The 22191-nt window shown below is 63.8% G+C and carries 19 protein-coding genes; 10 read left to right on the top strand and 9 right to left on the bottom strand.

The annotated features are described in order from the left end of the window. Window positions 1–401: 401 nt before the first annotated feature. From IVA93_RS25615 to IVA93_RS25590, 6 genes are all read left to right on the top strand, one after another. Entirely contained in the window at window positions 402–635 is a 234-nt protein-coding gene (locus IVA93_RS25615) for a hypothetical protein (RefSeq protein ID WP_007593627.1), read from the top strand. A gap of 193 nt (window positions 636–828) precedes the next feature. Then, the gene (gene hpnC / locus IVA93_RS25610) at window positions 829–1713 is read left to right on the top strand and encodes a squalene synthase HpnC (RefSeq protein ID WP_018456924.1); all 885 of its coding nucleotides are present in this window, start codon (window positions 829–831) and stop codon (window positions 1711–1713) included. After that, on the top strand, window positions 1703–2542 hold the full coding sequence (gene hpnD, locus IVA93_RS25605) for a presqualene diphosphate synthase HpnD (protein WP_018456923.1): 840 nt from the start codon (window positions 1703–1705) through the stop codon (window positions 2540–2542). Before hpnC ends, hpnD begins: the two co-directional genes overlap by 11 nt. After that, window positions 2542–3795, top strand: coding sequence for a hydroxysqualene dehydroxylase HpnE (gene hpnE, locus IVA93_RS25600; protein ID WP_085352235.1), 1254 nt, complete (start codon window positions 2542–2544; stop codon window positions 3793–3795). Before hpnD ends, hpnE begins: the two co-directional genes overlap by 1 nt. Before the next feature lie 76 nt (window positions 3796–3871). Beyond that, entirely contained in the window at window positions 3872–5839 is a 1968-nt protein-coding gene (gene shc, locus IVA93_RS25595) for a squalene--hopene cyclase (protein WP_247371065.1), read from the top strand. Further along, window positions 5836–6585 carry a phosphorylase gene (locus IVA93_RS25590; protein ID WP_026233265.1) on the top strand — a complete coding sequence of 250 codons (750 nt, stop codon included), beginning with the start codon at window positions 5836–5838 and terminating at the stop codon, window positions 6583–6585. Before shc ends, IVA93_RS25590 begins: the two co-directional genes overlap by 4 nt. An 81-nt stretch (window positions 6586–6666) precedes the next feature. Here the strand turns inward: IVA93_RS25590 and hpnH are convergent, their stop codons facing one another. After that, window positions 6667–7827 (bottom strand): adenosyl-hopene transferase HpnH, encoded by a 1161-nt coding sequence (hpnH, locus tag IVA93_RS25585; protein ID WP_007593619.1) that lies wholly within the window; start codon window positions 7825–7827, stop codon window positions 6667–6669. A gap of 35 nt (window positions 7828–7862) precedes the next feature. After that, window positions 7863–8789 carry a 4-hydroxy-3-methylbut-2-enyl diphosphate reductase gene (gene ispH, locus IVA93_RS25580; protein ID WP_035993095.1) on the bottom strand — a complete coding sequence of 309 codons (927 nt, stop codon included), beginning with the start codon at window positions 8787–8789 and terminating at the stop codon, window positions 7863–7865. Between the two features lie 461 nt (window positions 8790–9250). Here ispH and hpnN point away from each other — a divergent pair, with 461 nt between their 5' ends. Beyond that, on the top strand, window positions 9251–11839 hold the full coding sequence (hpnN, locus tag IVA93_RS25575) for a hopanoid transporter HpnN (protein ID WP_018456918.1): 2589 nt from the start codon (window positions 9251–9253) through the stop codon (window positions 11837–11839). On the opposite strand, the gene IVA93_RS25570 is transcribed toward hpnN, so the two are convergent. Further along, window positions 11807–12439: a DUF2147 domain-containing protein gene (locus IVA93_RS25570; RefSeq protein ID WP_204510664.1), complete on the bottom strand. Its 633-nt coding sequence runs from the start codon at window positions 12437–12439 to the stop codon at window positions 11807–11809. The two genes, hpnN and IVA93_RS25570, sit on opposite strands and share 33 nt — an antisense overlap. Before the next feature lie 141 nt (window positions 12440–12580). Between IVA93_RS25570 and hpnO the strand changes: the two genes are divergently transcribed. Both hpnO and IVA93_RS25560 read left to right on the top strand, forming a co-directional pair. After that, window positions 12581–13972, top strand: coding sequence for an aminobacteriohopanetriol synthase HpnO (gene hpnO, locus IVA93_RS25565; protein WP_247371062.1), 1392 nt, complete (start codon window positions 12581–12583; stop codon window positions 13970–13972). Window positions 13973–14087: 115 nt separating this feature from the next. Further along, the gene (locus tag IVA93_RS25560; protein ID WP_018456915.1) at window positions 14088–14492 is read left to right on the top strand and encodes a GFA family protein; all 405 of its coding nucleotides are present in this window, start codon (window positions 14088–14090) and stop codon (window positions 14490–14492) included. Between the two features lie 15 nt (window positions 14493–14507). On the opposite strand, the gene IVA93_RS25555 is transcribed toward IVA93_RS25560, so the two are convergent. The 5 genes from IVA93_RS25555 to IVA93_RS25535 form a co-directional block, all read right to left on the bottom strand. Continuing rightward, window positions 14508–15263, bottom strand: coding sequence for an anti-sigma factor family protein (locus IVA93_RS25555; RefSeq protein ID WP_247789264.1), 756 nt, complete (start codon window positions 15261–15263; stop codon window positions 14508–14510). Then, complete coding sequence (locus tag IVA93_RS25550) at window positions 15260–15808, bottom strand: sigma-70 family RNA polymerase sigma factor (protein WP_018456913.1); 549 nt, start codon at window positions 15806–15808, stop codon at window positions 15260–15262. The genes IVA93_RS25555 and IVA93_RS25550 overlap by 4 nt, the downstream gene beginning before the upstream one ends. A 157-nt stretch (window positions 15809–15965) precedes the next feature. Then, window positions 15966–16301, bottom strand: coding sequence for a cupredoxin domain-containing protein (locus tag IVA93_RS25545; RefSeq protein WP_247371058.1), 336 nt, complete (start codon window positions 16299–16301; stop codon window positions 15966–15968). Between the two features lie 23 nt (window positions 16302–16324). Then, window positions 16325–17269 (bottom strand): metallophosphoesterase family protein, encoded by a 945-nt coding sequence (locus IVA93_RS25540; RefSeq protein ID WP_247371055.1) that lies wholly within the window; start codon window positions 17267–17269, stop codon window positions 16325–16327. Between the two features lie 186 nt (window positions 17270–17455). Then, entirely contained in the window at window positions 17456–19075 is a 1620-nt protein-coding gene (locus IVA93_RS25535) for a GMC family oxidoreductase (protein WP_247789263.1), read from the bottom strand. Window positions 19076–19274: 199 nt separating this feature from the next. Between IVA93_RS25535 and IVA93_RS25530 the strand changes: the two genes are divergently transcribed. Then, window positions 19275–20447, top strand: a complete 1173-nt coding sequence (locus IVA93_RS25530) for a M20 aminoacylase family protein (RefSeq protein WP_247371049.1) — start codon at window positions 19275–19277, stop codon at window positions 20445–20447. Between the two features lie 88 nt (window positions 20448–20535). Here IVA93_RS25530 and IVA93_RS25525 read toward each other — a convergent pair whose 3' ends face one another. Further along, on the bottom strand, window positions 20536–22164 hold the full coding sequence (locus IVA93_RS25525; protein ID WP_247541273.1) for an inorganic phosphate transporter: 1629 nt from the start codon (window positions 22162–22164) through the stop codon (window positions 20536–20538). Between the last annotated feature and the right edge of the window lie 27 nt (window positions 22165–22191).

Genomic DNA, 22191 nt, shown 5'->3' with positions numbered 1-22191 from the left:
GAAAGTTTAGTGTTCCGAGCCAGTGACAGGTTCAATGCCCGACTGCCAGAGATGGCAGTTCACGACGCCTTGCGCCATGCTTCCACCTCTCGATTTGTCGTATTTCGGCATGTTTCTTGGTCCCGAGGCGGTATCGAGAGATGCAGCTCTGCAACAGGTGCGCAGCAAAACGCGGCGCACCTGAATTATGACGTAGTATCAGTCTCTTACATTTGCCAGAGAAGACGCAGGGAAGCCCTGATTTGGTGGACGTGGCGCCAATTTGGCCGCATTTGCCAGTGCTTGTGCCTTCTCCGAGGCCGCTCCTCCCGCGGCGACTTGCCATCAGAACAATCCGCTCCGGTCGTCGCCCTGTGCTGTCCGGGATTGGTGCGATTCTGCCGTCAGAATGAAGGAATACAATGCGTAAGCTTCTCGTCGCTCTCACCTTGCTGTCGGCCTCCCTCTCGACCGCAGCGTTCGCCCAGCAAGGGCGCGGCACGGACGCCGAGCAGAAGGCCTGCTCGCGCGATGTGCAGAAGCTCTGCCGTCCGGTCATCGACCAGGGTGATTTCACCATCCTGGCCTGCCTCAAGGAGAACCGGGCCAAGATCTCTCAGGCCTGCGACCAGGTCCTGAAGAACCACAACCAGTAAGCTCGGCCACTGGCCCACAAAAGGCGGCCCCGGGGCCGCCTTTTCGGACCTGATCCGCAAAGGGCAGCCATCGAGAGACAGGATTGGTTTTGCGGCCGTATTCCCCTATATGGGGGCCGCGGCGGCATCGCCCGCACGGGCTCGCGCGAGCGAAAAAGCCCTTCCTGTCCAAACGATTGTAGACCAGCCCTCGATGACCTCTGCGAGCGAATTGCGATCCGGCAAGGGTGAGCGCGACGAGAATTTTCCCGTCGCGTCCTGGATCATTCATCCGCGTCATCGCGCGCTGATCCTGGCGTATTACAATTTCGTCCGCACCGCCGACGACATCGCCGACCACGCCACGCTGCCGCCGGACGAGAAGCTCGCTTATCTCGACCTGCTCGAGGCGGAATTGCTCGGCAAAGGCGACACCCAGGCCGAGGCCGTCAGCCTGCGGCACGCACTGGCCGAACGCGGCATGGCGTCGCGCCACGCGCTCGACGTGCTCATCGCGTTCCGTATGGACGTGACCAAGTTGCGCTACGAGAATTGGGACGAGGTCATCCATTATTGCCGCTACTCGGCGATGCCGGTCGGCCGCTTCATGCTCGACGTCCATGGTGAGAGCACCTCGACCTGGGCCGCGTCAGATGCGCTCTGCGCAGCGCTGCAGATCAACAACCACCTCCAGGATTGCGGCAAGGATTTCCGCGAGCTCAACCGCGTCTATCTGCCGCGCGATGCGCTGGCCGCGAGTGGCGCCTCGGTCGAGCAGCTCGGACTGGCGCAGTCGCCACCGGCGATGCTGGCCTGCCTTCAGGCTCTCGCCGTCCGCAACGAAGCGCTGCTCGCCGAGGGCAGGTCGCTAGCTGCGGAGATCCGGGATTTCCGCCTCGGCGTCGAGGTCTCGGTGATCCAGGCCTATGCCGACCGCATCGTGCGCCTGTTGAAGGTGCGCGATCCCCTGCGCGAGCGCGTGCACCTGAACAAGCTCGAGCTCCTCACCTTCAGCCTCGCCGGCATGATCGGCGAAGTCGGCCGCCGCACGGTCGGACGCAAGGCCATTTCCAGACCGGGGACTGCACATGACGCTTGAGGCGACCTCGCCCGGCGCCAATTATGGCTCGACCGCATCCGGCAGTTCGTTCTACGCCGCGATGCGCATCCTGCCGCACGACCAGCGTGAAGCGATGTTCCAGATCTACAGCTTCTGCCGCCAGGTCGACGACATCGCCGATTCCGATGGCCCGCGCGACGAACGGCTCGCCGCCCTTCAGGCGTGGCGCAACGACATCGATGCGCTCTACCAGGGCAATCCGCCGCCGCGGCTGAAGGACTACGTCACCTCGGTGAAGACCTTCGGCCTCAAGCGCGAGGATTTCCTCGCCATCGTCGACGGCATGGAGATGGACGTGCCGCAGGACATCCGCGCGCCCGACATGGCGACGCTGGATCTCTACTGCGATCGCGTCGCGAGCGCCGTAGGGCGGCTGTCGGTCCGGGTCTTCGGCTTGCCAGAAGAAGACGGCATCGAGCTCGCCCATCATCTCGGCCGCGCGCTCCAGCTCACCAACATCCTGCGCGACATCGACGAGGACGCGGGCCTCGGCCGGCTCTATCTGCCGCGCGAAGCGCTGCTGCATGCCGGCATCACCTCCAACGATCCGGACCGCGTGATCGTCGAGCGCGCGCTGCCGAAGGTCTGCCTGCCACTGGCGCAGCGCGCAAAAGTGTATTTCGAGAAGTCGGACGAGATCATGAACCGCAACCGGCGCCGCGCGGTGCGCGCGCCGCGGATGATGTCGAAATACTATCATGCCATTCTGGATCTCCTGATCGCGCGCGGGTTCAACGCGCCGCGCGAGCCGGTGCGTGTGTCGAAGATCACACGTATCGCCATCCTGCTCCGATACGCTCTCATCTGATGCAAAAAACAGCTCACATCATTGGCGCTGGAATCTCCGGCCTCTCCGTCGCCGTGCGACTTGCCAATGCCGGCTTCAAGGTCGCCGTGCACGAAGCGACGCAGCAGGCCGGCGGCCGTTGCCGTTCCTATTTCGACGGCGCCACCAATCTCACCATCGACAACGGCAACCATCTGCTGCTGTCCGGCAATAGCCATGCGCGCGCCTATGCGCGTTCGATCGGGACCGAGGCGGGCCTCGTCGGTCCGGAGCGCGCGCAGTTTCCCTTCGTCGATCTCAAGACCGGGCAGCGCTGGCAGATCGACCTCGGCGACGGCCGGCTCCCGACCTGGGTGCTCGACGAGAGCCGCCGCGTCCCCGACACTGGGCTGACCGATTATCTGAAGCTGGCGCCGCTGATCTGGGCATCGGAAGAGACGCTGGTCGGCAAGTCAATTCCGTGCGAAGGCGTTCTCTATCAGCGCCTGGTGCAGCCTCTGCTGCTCGCGGCCCTCAACGTCGATCCACCCGAAGGCTCGGCGGGGCTTGCCGGCGCGATCGTGCGCGAGACGCTGCTCGCCGGCGGGCAGGCCTGCCGTCCCCTGATCGCGCGCGACGGGCTCAGCGCGGTACTGATCGAGCCCGCCGTGACGTTCCTGCAGGGGCGCGGGCACAGCGTTCAGCTCGGCCATGAGCTGCGCTCGTTTGCGACCCATGACGGCAAGGTCGGCGCGCTGAATTTCGGCGGCGAGGATGTGATCCAGATCAGCGAAGGCGACGTCGTCGTGATGGCGGTGCCGCCGCGCGCTGCCTCCAACCTGCTGCCGGGCCTGAAGACGCCGACCGAATTCCGCGCCATCGTGAATGCGCATTTCCGCGTCGAGCCGCCGGCGGGATCGGCACCGATCCTCGGCGTGATCGGCGGCGTCGTGGAATGGCTGTTTTCGTTCCCGAACCGGCTGTCCGTCACCATCAGCAACGGCGACCGTCTGGTCGACATGCCGCGCGAGGAACTCGCGCAGGCGATCTGGAACGACGTCTGCAAGGCGGGCGGTGTTTCCGGCGAGCTGCCCCCCTGGCAGATCGTGCGCGAGCGCCGTGCCACATTTGCGGCGACGCCGGCGCAGAATGCCCTGCGTCCAGGGCCGGTCACTGCGCTGAAAAACCTGTTTCTTGCAGGCGATTGGACTGCTACGGGATTGCCTGCAACCATCGAGGGATCGGTCCGATCCGGTGATCGCGCCGCCGATCTGGTTCTGGCCGCCAAGGGATAGTGACAGGCGGCCCTGACGGGCATTTGTCCCGGTCAATTTCGGCCCATTCAATCGACTATCGGAGCAATCGAGCGAGATGGATTCCGTGAACGCGACCAGCCGCGAAGCCCAAGAATTCAGGAACTTGGAATCGAGCATTGCGTCGGCCACCGAAGGCGTCCTCGGCTTCCAGCAACCCGACGGCCATTGGGTATTCGAGCTCGAGGCAGATTGCACGATTCCGGCCGAATACGTCCTGCTGCGCCATTATCTCGCCGAGTCGGTCGATGCCGTGCTCGAAGCCAAGATCGCCAATTATCTTCGCCGCGTGCAGGGCGCCCATGGCGGCTGGCCGCTGGTGCATGACGGCGAGTTCGACATGAGCGCCAGCGTCAAGGCGTATTTCGCGCTGAAGATGATCGGGGATTCCATCGACGCGCCGCACATGGTGCGTGCGCGCGAGGCGATCCATTCCCGCGGCGGCGCCATTCACAGCAATGTCTTCACGCGCTTCATGCTTGCGATGTTTGGCGTCGTGACCTGGCGCGCGGTACCGGTGCTGCCGATCGAGATCGTGCTGCTGCCGTTCTGGTCGCCGTTCCACATCAACAAGATCTCCTACTGGGCGCGCACCACCATGGTGCCGCTGATGGTCATCGCCGCGCTGAAGCCACGGGCGAAGAATCCCAAGGGCGTCGGCATCGACGAGCTGTTCCTGCAGGATCCGCGCTCGATCGGCATGACCGCCAAGGCGCCGCACCAGAGCATGGCCTGGTTCGTGCTGTTCCGCGCGCTCGACGGCATTTTGCGCGTGGTCGAGCCGATGTTTCCCAAGAGCCTGCGCAAACGCGCCATCGACGCGGCGCTCGCCTTCACCGAGGAGCGGCTGAACGGCGAGGACGGCATGGGCGCGATCTATCCGCCGATGGCCAACATCGTCATGATGTACGACGCGCTCGGCAAGGACGAGAACTTCCCGCCGCGCGCGATCACGCGCCGGGGCATCGACAAGCTGCTCGTGATCAAGGACGACGAAGCCTATTGCCAGCCCTGCGTCTCGCCGGTGTGGGACACGACGCTGACCGCCCACGCGCTGCTCGAAGCCGGCGGCGACAAGGCGGTGCCGGCCGCCAAGCAGGGTCTCGACTGGCTGATCCCGAAGCAGGAGCTCGAGGTGAAGGGCGACTGGGCGGTGAAGCGGCCCGACGTACGCCCGGGCGGCTGGGCCTTCCAGTACAACAATGCCCATTATCCCGATCTCGACGACACCGCGGTGGTCGTGATGTCGATGGACCGGATGCGCCGGGAGCACGGTGCGGCCGGCTATGACGCCGCGATCGACCGTGCCCGGGAGTGGATCGAGGGCATGCAGAGCAACGACGGCGGCTGGGCCGCCTTCGACGTCAACAACCTCGAATATTATCTGAACAACATCCCGTTCTCCGACCACGGCGCGCTGCTCGACCCGCCGACCGAGGACGTCACCGCGCGCTGCATCTCGATGCTGGCCCAGCTCGGCGAGACCGCGGAGACCAGCAAGCATGTCGCGGACGGGATCGCCTACCTCCGCAAGACCCAGCACCCGGAAGGGTCCTGGTACGGCCGCTGGGGCATGAACTTCATCTACGGAACCTGGTCGGTGCTGTGCGCCCTCAACATGGCCGGCGTCCGCCATGACGACCCGATGATGCGGAAAGCGGCCGGCTGGCTGGCCTCGATCCAGAACCAGGACGGCGGCTGGGGCGAGGATGCCGTCAGCTACCGGCTGGACTATCGGGGATGGGAGGCCGCCCCCTCGACCGCCTCGCAAACGGCATGGGCCTTGCTTGCCTTGATGGCTGCTGGCGAGGTTGATCACCCGGCCGTCGCCCGCGGGGTGGAGTACCTGATTGCAACACAGAACGAAAAAGGACTGTGGGACGAACAGCGGTACACCGCCACAGGCTTTCCCCGTGTATTCTATCTACGGTACCATGGTTATCCGAAGTTCTTCCCGCTGTGGGCGTTGGCGCGGTATCGGAACTTGCGGAACACCAACAGCAGGGTGGTAGGGGTCGGAATGTGACTTTGGGGACGGGGGACTATCTTACCGCGGGTCAAACCGTTGATCCGCGGCCGATATTGATCGTGACTGGACTGGTTCAGGAGGCCCGCATCGCGGCCGGGCCTGGCATGGCGGTCATCTGTTCGTCGAGCAGCCCCACCCAGTTGCGGGCGCTGTTGACGGTGCTGGATCCCGAGACGATTCGCGGTGTGATCTCCTTCGGCGTGGCCGGCGGGCTCGACCCGACGCTGCGCTCCGGCGACGTCGTGCTGGCGACCGAGGTGCTCGCGGGCGATACCCGCTGGGCCGCTGGCCTCTCGCTCGGCGACGACCTCATCGACCGCCTGACGTCGGGGCGCCGCCGCGTTGTGCGCGGCAGCCTCGCGGGTGCCGAGGAAGTGGTCACGGGGCGCTCCTGCAAGGCGGCGCTGCATTCGGAGACGGGAGCGGCCGCCGTCGACATGGAAAGCCACATCGCGGCCGCCTACGCCGCCGAGGCCGGCTTGCCGTTCGCCGCGGTCCGCGTCATCAGCGATCCCGCCCATCGCGCGCTGCCGGCGCTCGCCCGCGCCGCCATCAAGCCGAATGGCCAGATCGACGTGCTGGCCGTGCTGCGCGGCATCGCGCGCAACCCGACTGCGCTGCACGGACTGGTCTCGACCGGCCTCGACTTCAACCGCGCGCTACGCAGCCTGCGCGGCTGCCGCGACTTCCTGATCGGCACCGAACTGGTCGACAGCGAGGCGCTGGTCTCCGAGGCGGCCTGAGCGGGTTCTGCGATCACTAAAAACAAAAGGCCCGGTCGCCATTGGCGATCGGGCCTTTTCTTGTTGGTGGGACTAGCGCGCTTACGCGGCGGTCGACGCCTTCCGTGCGGCCTTCTCCTGTGCGGCGGCGGCCTCGTCCTTGCGGATCTCCGACAGGCGCTTCTGCACTTCCGCGGAGAAGATGTACTGCGCAGGACGCTGCTTGGACATGTCGATCTCCGGCGCCATCGGACCCGTGGTCCTGATGCCGCGCAGCGACACCCACATCGCCTTCAGCGGGTTGTTGATGGCGGCGGTCGCCGCCGTCGGCTCGTAGCCGCAATGGGCCATACAGTCGGCGCACTTCTCGTACTTGCCGGTGCCGTAGGTCTCCCAATCGGTGGTGTCCATCAGCTCCTTGAAGGTTTTTGCATAGCCTTCACCGAGCAAATAGCAGGGCTTCTGCCAGCCGAAGATGTTGCGTGCGGGCATGCCCCACGGCGTGCACTCGTATTCCTGGTTGCCGGCGAGGAAGTCCAGGAACAGGCCTGAATGCATGAAATTCCACTTCTTGCCCTTGCCCATCGCAAAGACGTCGCGGAACAGCTTCTTGGTCTTGGTGCGGTTGAGGAAGTGCTCCTGGTCCGGCGCGCGCTCATAGGCGTAGCCCGGCGACATCGAGACGCCGACGCCGAGCTCGACGGTCAGGTCGAGGAATTTGGCGATCTCTTCGGCCGGGTGGCCGTCGAAGATGGTGGCGTTGACGTTGACGGTGAAGCCGCGGGCCTTGGCCGCCTTGATCGCGGAGACGGCGCGGTCGAACACGCCCTTCTGCGACACGGCCTTGTCGTGGTGCTCCTTCAGGCCGTCGAGATGCACGGAGAAGAACAGGTAGGGCGAGGGCTCGAACAGATCGAGCTTCTTCTCGAGCAACAGCGCGTTGGTGCAGAGCGAGACGAACTTCTTGCGCGCGACGAGGCCGCGCACGATCTCGCCGATCTCCTTGTGGATCAGCGGCTCGCCGCCGGGAATGGCGACCATAGGCGCACCGCACTCGTCGGCCGCGTCCCAGCACTCCTGCGCCGTCATGCGGCGGTTGAGGATCGCATCCGGATAATCGATCTTGCCGCAGCCGACGCAGGCGAGGTTGCAGCGAAACAGTGGTTCCAGCATCAGCACGAGCGGATAGCGCTTGCGGCCAAGCAGCTTCTGCTTGATCAAATAGCCGCCGATACGCATTTCCTTGAAGAAGGGGATAGCCATTACAAGTTTCTTTCTGGGCTTGAAATTGGGGTGGGTCAGCTCGCAGCCAGTTCGGCCGGAAGCCGGAATTCGATGTTTTCCTCGCGGCCCGGGAGCACCGAGACCTTGACCGGTCCGATCCGCCGCATTGCTTCGATCACGTCATCCACGAGTACCTCGGGCGCCGAAGCGCCAGCCGTGACACCGACGGTTCTGGCATCTTTCAACCACTCCGGATTGAGCGCGCTGCCGTCGGCAATCAGATAACTCGCGACACCGGCCTCAGTGCCGATTTCGCGGAGCCGGTTCGAATTCGAGCTATTGGCAGCGCCCACCACCAAGATCACGTCGACCAGCTTGCTCAAGTCCCTTACCGCAGATTGGCGGTTCTGTGTCGCATAGCAGATATCCCGGATATCCGGGCCTTGAATATCTGTAAAGCGGGCCTGCAGGGCCGAAATGATGTCCTTTGTGTCATCCACCGACAGGGTGGTCTGGGTGATATAGGCCACTGGCGTATCCGCCGGCAGCTCAAGGGCCTTAACCTCTTCAACGCTTTGGACCAGCAGTACGGGGGCGGGAACCTGGCCCATCGTACCCTCGACCTCGGGGTGGCCGGCATGGCCGATCAGGATCAGGGTGCGGCCCCTGGCGATGTAGCGCTTCCCCTGATTGTGAACTTTCGTGACCAAGGGGCAGGTGGCATTGAGCACCGGAAGGTCGCGCGCGGCCGCTTCTTCCTCGACGCTGCGGGCGACGCCATGAGCGCTGAAGACCGTCACCGCCTTCGGCGGCACCTCCGACAGTTCCTCGACGAAGATCGCGCCCTTGTTCTTCAGGCTCTCGACGACGTACTTGTTGTGCACGATCTCATGGCGCACGTAGACGGGCGGGCCGTACTTCTCCAGCGCCCGTTCCACGATCTCGATCGCACGCACTACCCCCGCGCAAAAGCCGCGCGGTTGCGCCAGATAAACTTCCATTGGACGGCCATCACGCAAGTTGCACCAATCCGCTCTCAAGTTCAGGGGACACCCCGATACGAACCAATGAGTTGCAATATCCGCACCATCGGTTCGGCGCACGCGGTAGCCGCCCACCCCTGCCGGGGCCCCGGTGCATGGAGGTGCAGTACTTTGTGTCAAAAAATCGGCCGTAAGGAAAGGTGGAATGAACTTTGGTTCCCTGCCGGATCAGTTTCGCGGTATTATAGTAGAGGGTGCCCGTGGCAGCAACGTGGCGACATTTGTGCGCACGCTTCGTCACTTTCCCGCCTCAACTCCTCGGCTATACCGATGGTCCGCATGATTATGCCATGGTCTTCCGCCGTTTACCTCGAAGCTTCTGACGGCGATAACCACTCAAAACAGCAATAGGTTTCGGCCGGGAACTCCGTTAAACAGCGGGCGTTTCCGGCAAGCTGTTAACCGCAGAAAGAAAAGTAGTGCTGCAAAGCGTCGTCGTTGCCATCGTCAGGGCCTGCACCCGGTTTGCCTCCCTCGTCGTCGTTCTCGGGCTCCTGCTGGCGGTGGGGGCGGGCTATTACACGTCCCAGCATTTCGCCATCAACACCGACATCAACTCGCTGATTGCCCAAAATCTGGACTGGCGCCAACGCGACCAGCAGTTCGATCGCGCCTTCGACCGCGATGCGACGATTACGGCGGTGGTCGAAGCCAAGACGCCGGAGATGGCGACCGCGGCGTCGGACGCGCTCTATGCCAAGCTGAAGGACAACAAGACCGAATTCCAGTCGATGCAGCAGCTCGGCACCGGCGAGTTCTTCGAGAAGAATGGTCTGTTGTTCCTGCCGACAGAGGAAGTTGCCAAGGTCACCGGCCAGTTCGAATCCGCAGCACCCCTGATCGAGATCATGGCGGGCGATCCCTCGATCCGCGGCCTGACCGGCGCGCTCGAGACGGGACTTGCCGGCGTCAAGCGCGGGCAGGTCAAGCTCGACAACACCGAACGGCCCTTCAACCAGATCGCGCAAACGGTCGAGACCGTGCTCAACAAGGGCAATGCGACGTTCTCCTGGCGCCAACTCGTCAGTGACGAGCCGCTGACGGATTCGGACAAGCGCGCCTTCATCGAGTTCAAGCCGATCCTCGACTACAACGCGCTTGAGCCCGGCAAGGGCGCAACCGACGCGATCCGCAAGGCCGCAGCCGATCTGGATTTTGCCACCAAATATCAGGCGCGAGTCCGGCTGACCGGGCCGGTCCCGATCGCCAACGAGGAATATGCAACCGTCCAGGAAGGCGCCGTCGTCAATGGCATCGGCACGGTCCTCGTCGTGCTGCTCATCCTGTGGCTGGCGCTGCATTCGGCGAAGATCATCTTCGCGGTGTTCGTCAATCTCTTCGTCGGTCTTGCGCTGACCACCGCCGCCGGCCTGATGATGGTGGGCTCGCTCAATTTGCTGTCGATCGCATTCGCCGTGCTGTTCGTCGGCCTCGGCGTCGATTTCGGCATCCAGTACAGCGTCCGCTATCGCTCCGAGCGCTACAAGCACAACGATCTCTCGGGTGCGCTGATCCTGGCCGCCAAGCGCTCGGCAATTCCGTTGTCGCTGGCGGCAATGGCGACCGCGGCTGGCTTCCTCTGCTTCATCCCCACGGACTACAAGGGTATCGCCGAACTCGGCCAGATCGCCGGCGTCGGCATGCTGGTCGCGTTCCTCACTAGCATCACCGTGCTCCCGGCGATGCTGAAGCTGTTGAACCCGCCCGGTGAGAAAGAGCCGGTCGGCTATGCCTTCCTGGCGCCGCTCGATCACTTCCTGGAGAAGCACCGCGTGCTGGTCGTCGGTGGCACCATGTTTCTGGCGGTCGCCGGCCTGCCGCTGCTCTATTTCATGAAGTTCGACTTCAACCCGATGAATCTGCGCAACCCGAAGGCAGAGTCGATCGCGACCTTCCTCGACTTGCGCAAGGATCCCAACACGGGCGCCAATGCCATCAACGTGATGACCACGTCGGAAGAGCAGGCAAGGCAGGTGGAGGCGAAGCTGGAGAAGGTGCCGGAGGTGTTGCGGGTGATGTCGCTCAACAGCTTCGTTCCTGAAGACCAGCCGCCGAAGCTGAAGCTGCTCGCGCAGGGCGCCAAGGTGCTGAACCCCGCGCTCAATCCCGACCAGATCGACGCCGCGCCGTCGGACAAGGAAAACGTCGATGCGCTGAAATCGTCGGTCGACAATCTGCGCCGGACCGCAGGCGATGCGAAGGGCCCGGGTGCGGTTGCCTCGCGTCGGCTCGCGGATGCGCTGGAAAAGCTCGCCAATGCCGATGAAGCCACACGGAACAAGGCGCAGGACGTGTTCGTCGCGCCGATGAAGATCGTGTTCGACCAGCTCCGGAACGCGTTGCAGGCCGAGCCGGTCACCCTGAAGTCATTGCCGGCAGATCTCGTCAGCGCCTGGAAGAGCAAGGACGGTATCATCCGCGTCGAGGCGCTGCCGAAGGGTGATCCCAACGACAACGACACGCTACGCAAATTTGCGGCGGCGGTGCTCGTTGCCGAGCCGACCGCGATCGGCGGTCCGGTCTCGATCCTGAAATCCGGCGACACCGTGGTGAAGGCGTTCATCCATGCCGGAATCTATGCGCTGCTGGTGATCGGCCTATTACTGTGGATCACGCTGCGCCGGTTCGTCGACGTGTTGATGACGCTGGTGCCGCTGTTGGTGGCAGGCGCGGTCACGCTCGAGATCTGCGTGCTGATCGGCTTGCCGCTCAACTTCGCCAATATCGTCGCGTTCCCGCTGCTGCTCGGCGTCGGCGTGGCCTTCAAGATCTACTATGTCGTGGCCTGGCGCTCGGGCAGGACAAACCTGCTCCAGACCAGCCTGACGCGCGCGATCTTTTTCAGCGCGCTGACAACGGCCACCGCGTTCGGCAGCCTTTGGCTGTCGAGCCATCCCGGCACGTCCAGCATGGGCAAGCTGCTGGCGTTGTCGCTGGTGACGACGCTCGCCGCCGTGCTGCTGTTTCAGCCTGCCCTAATGGGCAAACCCCGCAATCTCAGGGAGTAGGCAGATGTCGCCGACCTGGTCGGCGGCGCCCTTCTGACCGGGTTTGGCGGTGCCGGCGGCCTTCGGGGCTGCGGGCGCAGGCTGCGCCACCGTAGCGCCGGTCGTTCCCGGGGCTTTCGGCGCCGCGCCGGTGGGCTTCGGCGCGCCCTTGGCCATGGCGTTGGCGGAGCTCAAGGGAATCGGGGGGCTGACCCGGGTCCAGGTCTCGCCACCGCACAGGAACCCCATCACGCAGCCCTTGATCTCGAGCTGGTCGGTGCCAACCGGCGTGATGGTTGCGCTGTAGAGCTGGCCGTCCTTGGCATTGTAGACCTGACCTTCCCATTGATCGGCGCCGGGCTTTTTCTTCATGTCGATCAGGGTCGCCATGCCCAGCGTGGGCCGGGTCTTTTTCGACGCGTCCGGATTGTTCTCGTCGCGGCCCCCGGGCTGTTTTTCCCAGGAAACCGCGCCCCACATGCTGCCATTGCATTGGGCGACACGAATGTTGGCGACGCCGTCGGCAACCCGCCAGTCGCCGGTCGGATCGGCCGCGAGCGCCGGGTTCAGGCAGGTGTAACCGCCAGCCAGTATTAGTCCGGTGTAAAGGGCTAAACGCATGATAGTTCCTTGGCAGTGCAACATGGTCTAAAGCTCTGCTTGCGAAGATGGTCCGAAAAAGGGCAAAAGGCCGCACAGACCGTTTTCAGCGACGTTCCGTTTTCAGTTGACGAGACGGCCCTCAACCGAAGTATGTAGCGGATGCACAGCCCAAATCCAGACATGTCTCAGCTGTTCGCGGACCGCCAGGCCCAGCGCAGCGCCCTGCATAATCGGCATCTGAACGAGCAGTTCGTTCGGGTTCTGAAGACCATCGGCTACGATGTCGGCTTCCAGAAGGGGCAGGGACAGTATCTCTACGACCGCGACGGGGCCCGCTATCTCGACCTCTTGTCCGGTTTTGGCGTGTTTGCGATCGGGCGCAATCATCCTGTCATGCGTGAGGCGCTCAAGAGCGTGCTCGATGCCGACCTGCCCAACCTCGTCCAGTTCGACGTCTCGGTGTTCGCCGGCGTGCTCGCCGAGCGGCTCCTGAAATACGTCCCCTATCTCGACAAGGCGTTCTTCGCCAATTCCGGCGCCGAATGCGTCGAAGCGGCGATCAAGTTCGCCCGCGGCGCCACCGGTCGTCCGGGGATCGTCTATTGTGCCCACGGCTATCACGGCCTGACCTATGGCGCGCTGTCGCTGACCGGTGATTCGAACTTCCGCACCGGCTTCGAGCCGCTGCTGCCGGGATGCACTTCGATCCCGTTCAACGATCTCGCCGCGCTCGAAAAGGCGCTGGCCTCGCGCGAGATGGCGGCCTTCGTCGTCGAGCCAATCCAGGGCAAGGGCGTCAACATGCCCACCGACGAGTTCCTGCCGGGTGCAGCTGCGCTCTGCAAGAAATACGGCACGCTGTTCGTCGCCGACGAGATCCAGACCGGCATGGGCCGCACCGGCCGCTTCCTCGCGGTCGAGCACTGGAACGTCGAGCCCGACATGGTGCTGCTGTCGAAGTCGCTGTCCGGCGGCCATGTGCCGGTCGGCGCGGTGCTGACGCGCAAAAGCATCTTCGACAAGATATTCAACCAGATGGACCGCGCCGTCGTGCACGGCTCGACCTTCTCCAAGAACGACCTGGCGATGGCTGCGGGCATCGCCACGCTTGACATCATGGAGTCCGAGAAGCTGATCGAGTCCGCCGCCAAGCGCGGTGCCGAGCTGCGCCTCGCGCTCACGCGCATGGTGCCTGGCTACGAGCTGTTGAAGGAAGTCCGCGGCAAGGGCCTGATGATCGGCGTCGAGTTCGGCCCGCCGAAATCGCTGCGGCTGCGGGCGTCCTGGAACGTGCTGGAGGCGGCCAATAAGGGCCTGTTCTGCCAGCTCATCACCGTGCCGCTGTTCAAGGACCACAAGATCCTCACGCAAGTCGCCGGCCATGGCAGCCACACCATCAAGCTTCTGCCGCCGCTCACCATCACCGAGGAAGATTGCGGCTGGATCGAGCGCGCGTTCGACGACGTCATCGCCGGCAGCCACAAGGTTCCCGGCGCGATCTGGTCGCTCGGCAAGACGCTGGTGGACAATGCGGTGCGAAGGTCTGCGTGAGGCCTCTGCTGCGGCCTGATGTCGCGACGTGCGACCTGCTGAAGCAGTCCGTCTCCCGAAATTCCAAATCGACGCTTATTTTCCGGCATTGACCTAACCGGGAGAGGAGTGGGCGATGCCTTTGACTGGCGGCTGTCATTGCGGCGCCATCCGCTATGAAGTGAACGGCGACATGATGGTGCATGCGCTCTGCCATTGCGCGGATTGCCGCCGTCACTCCGGGGCACCGATGGTGGGCTGGGCGATGTATTCGCTCAAAGCCGTCAAAGTCGTGCGCGGTCAGCCGAAGATCTATCGATCATCCGAGCATGGACGACGTCACTTCTGTGCCGATTGCGGCACGGGGCTGTTCTATATCAACGAAAACCTGATGCCTGATATCATCGATGTCCAGAGCGGCACCTATGATGACCCCGATGCCATACCGGCGACGATGCACATTCAAGTCGCCGAGCGGATTGGCTGGATGGAGCGGGCTCACGAACTGCCCGTCTTCGAACGGTTTCCTCCGCTCGAATGACTGGATGCGCAGAGGCTAACCGTTCATCGCCGCCTCGAACTTGTCGACGAATTCGGCAAGCTCGTCTGCGCCGAGATCGCTGACGGCCCAGAAGCTCAGGCCGCGATTGCCCCAGCGCCGGCAGTTGAAGCCCTGCATGGTTTCGGTCTTGGGCGCGCGGTATTCCGCGTTCGATGTCTGCGACACGAACAGATTGACGACGTGCTGCCGGCGCTTGTAGACGACGGCACCGATGGCACGGGCGTCGATATAGTCGAGCCTGCCGCCGACCAGCGTAAAACCTTGCGCGGTGAGGTCGATCACGGGTGGGGCGACGTCGAGCTTGCCGTTGAACCACGGCTTCACCGTGTGCTGGTCGGTCGAGACCACGTCGATGAGATGGCCGGCCTGCAGCGAGCGAAGATGCGCGGAGACGACCTCCGACAGGATCCGCTGCTGGTCGTCCTGGCGCAGCACCAATGCGACGACGCCGGAGGCGGCGAGCGCAGAGACTGCCGAGCCCATCGCAAAGCCGCGCAGCACGGAGCGGCGGCTCGGCTGTTGATGCTGCGGCTGCGGCAGCGAGGCCTCGATACGCGCACGCAGACTCGCCGGTGCGGTGTAGCGCAAATCGGCGTCTGCGAGCACGCGCTGCATCTCGCGCTGCGCGGCGAACTCCGCAGCGCAGGCCGGGCAGCTGGCGATATGGGCTTCGACCTCGCGCGCGTGGCCGGCATCGAGCTCGTTGTCGAGCAGCGCGTGAAGCAGGATTCTTGCTTCGTCGCAGGTCATCTTGCTTGCTCCTCATCCGCCGTCCAGGCCGCGCGCAGCATGGCACGAGCGCGGGCGAGGCGGGACATCACAGTGCCGACGGGCACGCCGGCGGCCTCGGCGATTTCACGATAGGATAGGTTGTTGATCTCCCGCAGCACGAACGTTTCCTTGAACGGCTCGGCGAGCGCGTCGATCAGCTTGCGGATCGCGCCCGCATCGCGGCTGCGCAGCACTTCGGTTTCGGGGCTGGCCTCGGTCTCCTGCCAGATCGGCGTCTGCTCGGCAGCGCCGGGCGTATCCTCGATCGCGCTGTGCCTGTGTGCGCGCCGTGCATATTCGGCATTGCAGACGTTACGCAGGATCGCGAACAGCCAAGGCTTTATCGCCGGCCCACGATAGCTGTCGAAATGCTTCAGCGCGCGCAGATAGCACTCCTGCACCGCGTCCTCGGCATCGGAGGGGTCACGCAAGAGATAGCGCGCGAGCGTGTAGACGTCGTCCAGATGGGGCAGCGCTGCCTCGCGGAAGCGTTGCGCCTTCTGCAAATCGTCGTTGGCGGGCATCGCTCCTCGCTTTGCCTCTTGTTCTGCTCGTTGCTTGGTTTCGTCGCTGTTCGTCTCGTCCCTGTTCGTTTCGTCCCTGAGTTTGACCGAAGGCACACGAGCCCGGCCGGCGTGGGACCACCGGCCGGGCAAGACGTTGATGCCTTGGTTCGAGATGTTACTCAACCTTGATCATCCCCGTCATGTGCGGGTGCAGAGAACAAAAATATTTGTAGTCGCCCGCATTGGTGAAGGTGAACGAGAACTTGTCGTCCGTGTCCAGGGTCTTGGACCTGAATTTGCCGGCCGACACCACGGTATGGGGGATGTCGTCCCGATTGGTCCAGGTCACGGTGGTGCCGACCTTGATCCTGAGCTCGGCCGGCTGGAAGACGAAATTGTCGATATGCACCTCCATGTCCTCGGCACGGGCGGTTGTGGCGGTTAACAGCATGGCCGCGGCCAAAGCGAGACCGGAGGCGACACCGAAGTCGCGGCGATTGAGAGTCTTCATTGTCAGCTTCCGTTAGCCTTGCATCAACCCTGGAGCGGCGTGTCGATGATCGCGAGCCGCTGCTCGTTCTGCTTGAAGTTGATGCTGGCAACGCCAAGCATCGCGCGGAGCTTTGCGTCCTCGACCTTCATCGGTCCGGGCGAAGGAGCCGCCCCGGGCGCGGGCTGCGGGAAGGCGGTCGAACGTGCGGTATGGAACGTGACGTTACCCTCGACCTTCTGCATCACCTGGTGAATGTGGCCGTTCAGCACGGTGACCGAACCAAAGCCTTTCACCTGGTCCAGCGCGCGAGCACCGTCCTCGGTGCCCCAGCCCCATTCGGGGTAGACGGTCCAGAGCGGAATGTGGGCGAACAGCACGATCGGCGTCGATTTCGACTTGCCGCGCAGATCGTCCTCGAGCCAGGCGAGCTGCTCGGCACCGAGATTGCCGAGGCCGCCGGCCTTGAGGTCGACGACATTGACGAGGCCGATGAAGTGCACGCCGCCGGCGTCGAACGAATACCAGCCTGCCCCCTTGGTACCGCGGCCGTAGCGCTCGCGATAAAACTTCACGTCCTCGTCGAGGAAATCATGCTCGCCGGGCACGTAGTGCACGTCGAGCTTGCTCTGCGAGATGATGCGATCGGCATTGTCGAACTCGGCGGCCTTGGAGAGATGCGTGATGTCGCCAGTGTGGATCATGAAGGACGGCTTGACCGGCATCGCGTTGATCTTGTTGACGGCTTCCTCCAGCGTGCCGAGCGCGTTGGGATTGGCCGGCTTGTCGAAGCCGACATGGCTGTCGCTGATCTGGAGGAAGGTCATTCCGGGCGCCGCCGCGGTCGCAGCCTGCGCGGAATCGATGATGCCGAGCGAGCGCGGGACGCCACCGGTGACGGTCCAGAGCACACCGGTGCCCGCCCAGGTCATACATTCCAACACCTTGCGGCGGCTTAAGCCGTCCTCACCGTGATCGTGTCCGCTCATCGCGCAGCTCCACTCCGCCCGGAATTGGGCTTCGGAGATGTGATTGGGAGAGGAGGGGACTTATTCCCGGACGCGATGACGTTTTCGTGAGGTGGTTGGACGCGTAGCCCATATGGAGCGTAGCGGAATACGGGACCAATCGAGCGTCCTCTCCCGGATTTCGCTACGCCCCATCCGGCTACGCATTCACTTCGAATCCTCCAAAATCATTGTTGCGCCCTTTTCGGCGATCATCGCGGTCGGCGTGTTGGTGTTGCCAGACGTGATGGTCGGCATGATCGAGGCATCGACAATGCGAAGGCTGCCGAGACCGTAGAAGCGCAGGCGTTCGTCGACCACCGCCATCGGATCATTTGCTGCGCCCATCTTCGCGGTACCGACGGGATGGAAGATGGTGGTGCCGATGTCGCCGGCGGCCTTGGCCAGAGAGGCATCGTCGTCGCCGACGGCGGGGCCGGGCAGATATTCGCTTGGGCGGTATTTTGCCAAGGCCTTCTGCTGCAGAAGGCGGCGGGTGGTGCGGATGGCATCGGCGCCGACCTGACGGTCGTCGTCCGTTGAAAGATAATTCGGCGCGATGATGGGCTTCTCGTCCGGCGCCGCCGAACGCAGACGTACGGTGCCACGCGATGTCGGCTGGAGATTGCAGGCGCTCACCGTGATCGCGGGAAAGCGGTGCAGGGGATCGCCGAACTTGTCGAGCGACAGCGGTTGCACGTGGAACTGGATGTTGGCGCGTGCGCGCGTCGCATCGGAGCGGGTGAAGATGCCGAGCTGCGACGGCGCCATGGTCAACGGCCCGCGGCGGCGGAAGGCGTAGTCGAGGCCCATCAGGCCGCGTCGAACCAGGTTGTAATAGGTCTCGTTCAGTGTGCGCACGCCTTCGACCTTGTAGATCGCGCGCTGCTGCAGATGATCCTGCAGATTGCGGCCGACGCCGGGCTTGTCCATCACGATGTCGATGCCGAGCGGCGACAGCCAGTCGGCAGGTCCGATGCCGGAGCGATGCAGCACCTGTACCGAGCCAATCGCGCCTGCCGAGAGGACCACCTCGCGTTTCGCACGCGCCTCGATGATCTCGCCATTCTGGATGAAGAGCACGCCGACGGCGCGGCCCTGTTCGATGATCAGACGATCGACCAGCACATGCTTTTCGAGCCGCAGGTTCGGGCGGTTCAATACCGGCTTGAGAAAGCCGCGCGCCGACGACCAGCGCCGGCCGCGCTTCTGATTGACGTGGAAATAGCTGGTGCCTTCGTTGTCGCCGGTATTGAAATCCGGGATGCGCTTGATGCCCATCTCCTCAGCCGCATCGCCAACGGCCTCCAGTATGTCCCAGGACAGCCGCGGCGCCTCGATGCGCCAGCCGCCGCCGGCGCCGTGATGCTCGCTTGCGCCGAGGAAGTGATCCTCGAGCCGTTTGAACAGCGGCAGCACGTCGTCATAACCCCAGCCGGTCATGCCGAGCTGGCGCCAGTGATCGTAATCGGCGGCCTGTCCACGCATCGAGATCATGGCGTTGATCGCCGAGGAGCCGCCGATCACCTTGCCACGGGGATAGGCGAGCGAGCGGCCGTTCAGGCCGGGCTCGGCCTCGGTCCTGAACATCCAGTCCGAGCGCGGATTGCCGATGGCGAAGAGATAGCCGACGGGAATGTGGAACCAGATCCAGTTGTCGTCGCCGCCGGCTTCGAGGAGGAGGACGCGATTGCTGGAATTGGCCGACAGCCGGTTGGCGACGATGCAGCCCGCCGTGCCGGCCCCAACGACAATATAGTCAAACTCACCTTCGAGCCGCCTTGGCATTCTGCTTCCACCCAATAGGTATTATGCCCAGGCTTGTCCCAGGCATCCACGCACTTTCCGTTCTAATAGTCAGACGTGGATGGCCGGGACAAGTCCGGCCATGACGGGAGGACAGAGCTACCCAGATCCCTGCCAGTTGGGTGGACTGGTGCTTGCATGGTAGACAGGCCTGCATTTTCAACAAAGCTTGAGACCCTCCATGCCCATCGTGAACCGCGTCGCCGACCTTCAACCCGATATTCAGGCCTGGCGCCGGGACATCCACCAGCATCCGGAGCTGCTCTACGACGTCCACCGCACCGCAGCATTCGTCGCGGACCGCCTGCGCGAATTCGGCTGCGATGAGGTTGTGACGGCCATCGGCCAGACCGGCGTGGTCGGCGTGATCAAGGGCAGCAAGCCGGCCGGCGAGGGCCTCAAGGCCATCGGCCTGCGTGCCGACATGGATGCGCTGCCGGTCGAGGAACAGACCAACTTGCCTTACGCTTCGAAGACTCCCGGCAAGATGCACGCCTGCGGCCATGACGGCCACACCGCGATGCTGCTCGGTGCTGCGCGCTATCTCGCGGAGACCCGCAACTTCGCCGGCGATGCGGTGGTGATCTTCCAGCCGGCCGAGGAGGGCGGCGCGGGTGGCTTGGCCATGGTCAAGGACGGCATCATGGAGCGCTTCGGCATCGAGCAGGTCTACGGCATGCACAACGGTCCGGGCATTCCGGTGGGCTCGTTCGCGATCCGGCCGGGTCCGATCATGGCGGCGACCGATGAGGTCGATATCATGATCGAGGGCCTCGGCGGCCATGCCGCGCGGCCGCACAAATGTGTGGATTCCGTTCTGGTCGGTGCACAGGTGATCACGGCGCTGCAGTCGATCGTTGCGCGCAGCGTCGATCCGCTGGAATCGGCCGTGATTTCGATCTGCGAGTTCCACGCAGGCAATGCCCGTAACGTGATTCCACAAACCGCGACACTGAGGGGCACCATCCGCACGCTGTCGCCGGAGGTGCGCAAGCTGGTGGAGAAGCGCGTCCACGAGGTTGTGGCGGGCGTGGCGCAGATCACCGGCGCCAAGATCGATCTGCACTACAAGCGGAATTATCCCGTGGTGAACAATCACGCCGCGGAGACCGAGATCGCACGTCGCATCGCCGGGCAAGTTGCGGGCGAGGCCAATGTGCTCGAGATGTCGCCGCTGATGGGCGGCGAGGATTTCGCCTATATGCTGGAAGCGCGCCCCGGCGCCTTCATCTTCTGCGGCAACGGCGACAGCGCCGGCCTGCATCACCCCGCCTACAATTTCGACGACGACGCCATCGTTTACGGCACATCGTATTGGGTCAAGCTGGTCGAGGAATCGCTCGCGGCGTCGTAAGGCCAAGCGCAAGATCAATCCGAAAGCACAAACGAAAAAGGGCCCGCGCATCGCATGGGCCCTTTGTCTTCGAGTGACGTGATCGGCTTCAGAAGATCCGCGAGAAGATCACGTACAGCGTGCCCGACAACAGGATAGCGACGGGCAAGGTCAGCACCCAGGCCATCATCATGTTCCTGATGGTGGCGACCTGGAGACCCGAACCGTTCGCGGCCATGCTGCCGGCGACGCCGGACGACAGCACGTGGGTGGTCGAGACCGGCAGCCCGAACACGTCGGCGGCGCCGATCGTGGCGGCGGCGACGAGCTCGGCGGAGGCACCCTGCGCGTAGGTGAGATGGGTCTTGCCGATCTTCTCGCCGACGGTGACGACGATGCGCTTCCAGCCGATCATGGTGCCGAGGCCGAGCGCGATCGCGACCGCGACCTTCACCCAGGTCGGGATGAACTTGGTCGCGCTGTCTAGCCCGCCCTTGTAGGCGTTCAAGGTCGCGACCTCTTCCTTGCTGAGGTCGTTTTCCTTGTCCTTCATCAGGAATCGGATCGCTTCCGAAGTCAGGTACATGTCGTTGCGGGTGTTGCCGACGACTTCCGCCGGCACCTTGTTCAGCGAACCGTATTTCGCGACCTGCTCGCCGACATCCTTCACCAGCACTGACAGCGAAGGGTAGGTGCCTTCGCTGATGTGATGCGAGGTGACGTACTGCGTCACCGCAGGACGGGGATCGCCGATGATCGCATGGCCGGCGCCCTTGGCCGCAACCACCTTGGAGGCGGCATCTGAGACCTTCGCGAACTGGGCGACCTGCGACTCCGGCAATGCGCGGTTGAGCGCATAGGCTGTGGGCACGGTGCCGATCAGGATCAACATGATCAGGCCCATGCCCTTCTGGCCGTCGTTCGAACCATGGGCGAAGCTGACGCCGGTGCAGGTCAGGATCAGCAGGCCGCGAATCCAGATCGGTGGGGCTTTGTGACCCTCAGGGGCGGCATAGAGCGCCGGGTTCTTGATGATCAGCTTGAGCAGCAGCAGTAGGCCGGCGGCGCAGACGAAGCCGACCAGCGGCGACAACAACAGCGCATAGCCGATCTCCATGGCCTTGCCCCAGTCCACGCCCGAGGTACCGTCGCGGCCGCGCATCAGCGCGTTGGCGACGCCGACGCCGATGATCGAGCCGATCAGCGTGTGCGAGGAAGAGGCCGGCAGGCCGAAATACCAGGTGCCGAGGTTCCAAAGGATCGCGGCGATCAGCAGCGCGAACACCATCGCGAAACCGGCGCTCGAGCCGACCTGCAGGATCAGCTCGACCGGTAGCAGCGAGACGATGCCGAAGGCCACCGCGCCGGACGAGAGCAGCACGCCGAGGAAGTTGAAGAAGCCCGACCACATCACCGCGATTTCGGCCGGCAGCGAATGGGTGTAGATCACGGTCGCTACCGCGTTGGCGGTGTCGTGGAAGCCGTTGACGAATTCGAAACCGAGCGCGATCAGGAGGGCAACGATAAGGAGGATGTAGGGCAGGTAGCTCGTGACCCGCGTGCCGGTCGCATCGACATCCGAATAGATGCTGTAGGCCACATAGAGCAGACCCGCGGCGAGGATGCCGAAGAACAGGATCATCGTCAGCGGATTGAAGCCCTTGTCGAGATTTGGCCGCGAGGCCGGCTGGATCGGCGCGGGATCTGCTACCGCGCGGTCGAATGCAACATCGGTCATGTCTGGACGCCCCTTAACTTTCTGTAA

Origin of the sequence: Bradyrhizobium sp. 155 (assembly GCF_023101105.1) — a bacterium.
Classification (GTDB): Bacteria; Pseudomonadota; Alphaproteobacteria; order Rhizobiales; family Xanthobacteraceae; genus Bradyrhizobium; species Bradyrhizobium canariense_D.
The sequence above is the reverse complement of the archived record's forward strand: the minus strand, read 5'-3'. Positions and strand labels throughout refer to the sequence as shown.

Excerpts from the sequence above, each read along its gene's own strand:
- IVA93_RS25615 (WP_007593627.1), top strand. The coding sequence starts at position 402 with ATGCGTAAGCTTCTCGTCGCTCTCACCTTGCTGTCGGCCTCCCTCTCG.
- hpnC (WP_018456924.1), top strand. The coding sequence starts at position 829 with ATGACCTCTGCGAGCGAATTGCGATCCGGCAAGGGTGAGCGCGACGAG.
- hpnD (WP_018456923.1), top strand. The coding sequence starts at position 1,703 with ATGACGCTTGAGGCGACCTCGCCCGGCGCCAATTATGGCTCGACCGCA.
- hpnE (WP_085352235.1), top strand. The coding sequence starts at position 2,542 with ATGCAAAAAACAGCTCACATCATTGGCGCTGGAATCTCCGGCCTCTCC.
- shc (WP_247371065.1), top strand. The coding sequence starts at position 3,872 with ATGGATTCCGTGAACGCGACCAGCCGCGAAGCCCAAGAATTCAGGAAC.
- hpnH (WP_007593619.1), bottom strand. The coding sequence starts at position 7,827 with ATGGCTATCCCCTTCTTCAAGGAAATGCGTATCGGCGGCTATTTGATC.
- ispH (WP_035993095.1), bottom strand. The coding sequence starts at position 8,789 with ATGGAAGTTTATCTGGCGCAACCGCGCGGCTTTTGCGCGGGGGTAGTG.
- IVA93_RS25570 (WP_204510664.1), bottom strand. The coding sequence starts at position 12,439 with ATGCGTTTAGCCCTTTACACCGGACTAATACTGGCTGGCGGTTACACC.
- hpnO (WP_247371062.1), top strand. The coding sequence starts at position 12,581 with ATGCACAGCCCAAATCCAGACATGTCTCAGCTGTTCGCGGACCGCCAG.
- IVA93_RS25560 (WP_018456915.1), top strand. The coding sequence starts at position 14,088 with ATGCCTTTGACTGGCGGCTGTCATTGCGGCGCCATCCGCTATGAAGTG.
- IVA93_RS25555 (WP_247789264.1), bottom strand. The coding sequence starts at position 15,263 with ATGACCTGCGACGAAGCAAGAATCCTGCTTCACGCGCTGCTCGACAAC.
- IVA93_RS25550 (WP_018456913.1), bottom strand. The coding sequence starts at position 15,808 with ATGCCCGCCAACGACGATTTGCAGAAGGCGCAACGCTTCCGCGAGGCA.
- IVA93_RS25545 (WP_247371058.1), bottom strand. The coding sequence starts at position 16,301 with ATGAAGACTCTCAATCGCCGCGACTTCGGTGTCGCCTCCGGTCTCGCT.
- IVA93_RS25540 (WP_247371055.1), bottom strand. The coding sequence starts at position 17,269 with ATGAGCGGACACGATCACGGTGAGGACGGCTTAAGCCGCCGCAAGGTG.
- IVA93_RS25535 (WP_247789263.1), bottom strand. The coding sequence starts at position 19,075 with ATGCCAAGGCGGCTCGAAGGTGAGTTTGACTATATTGTCGTTGGGGCC.
- IVA93_RS25530 (WP_247371049.1), top strand. The coding sequence starts at position 19,275 with ATGCCCATCGTGAACCGCGTCGCCGACCTTCAACCCGATATTCAGGCC.
- IVA93_RS25525 (WP_247541273.1), bottom strand. The coding sequence starts at position 22,164 with ATGACCGATGTTGCATTCGACCGCGCGGTAGCAGATCCCGCGCCGATC.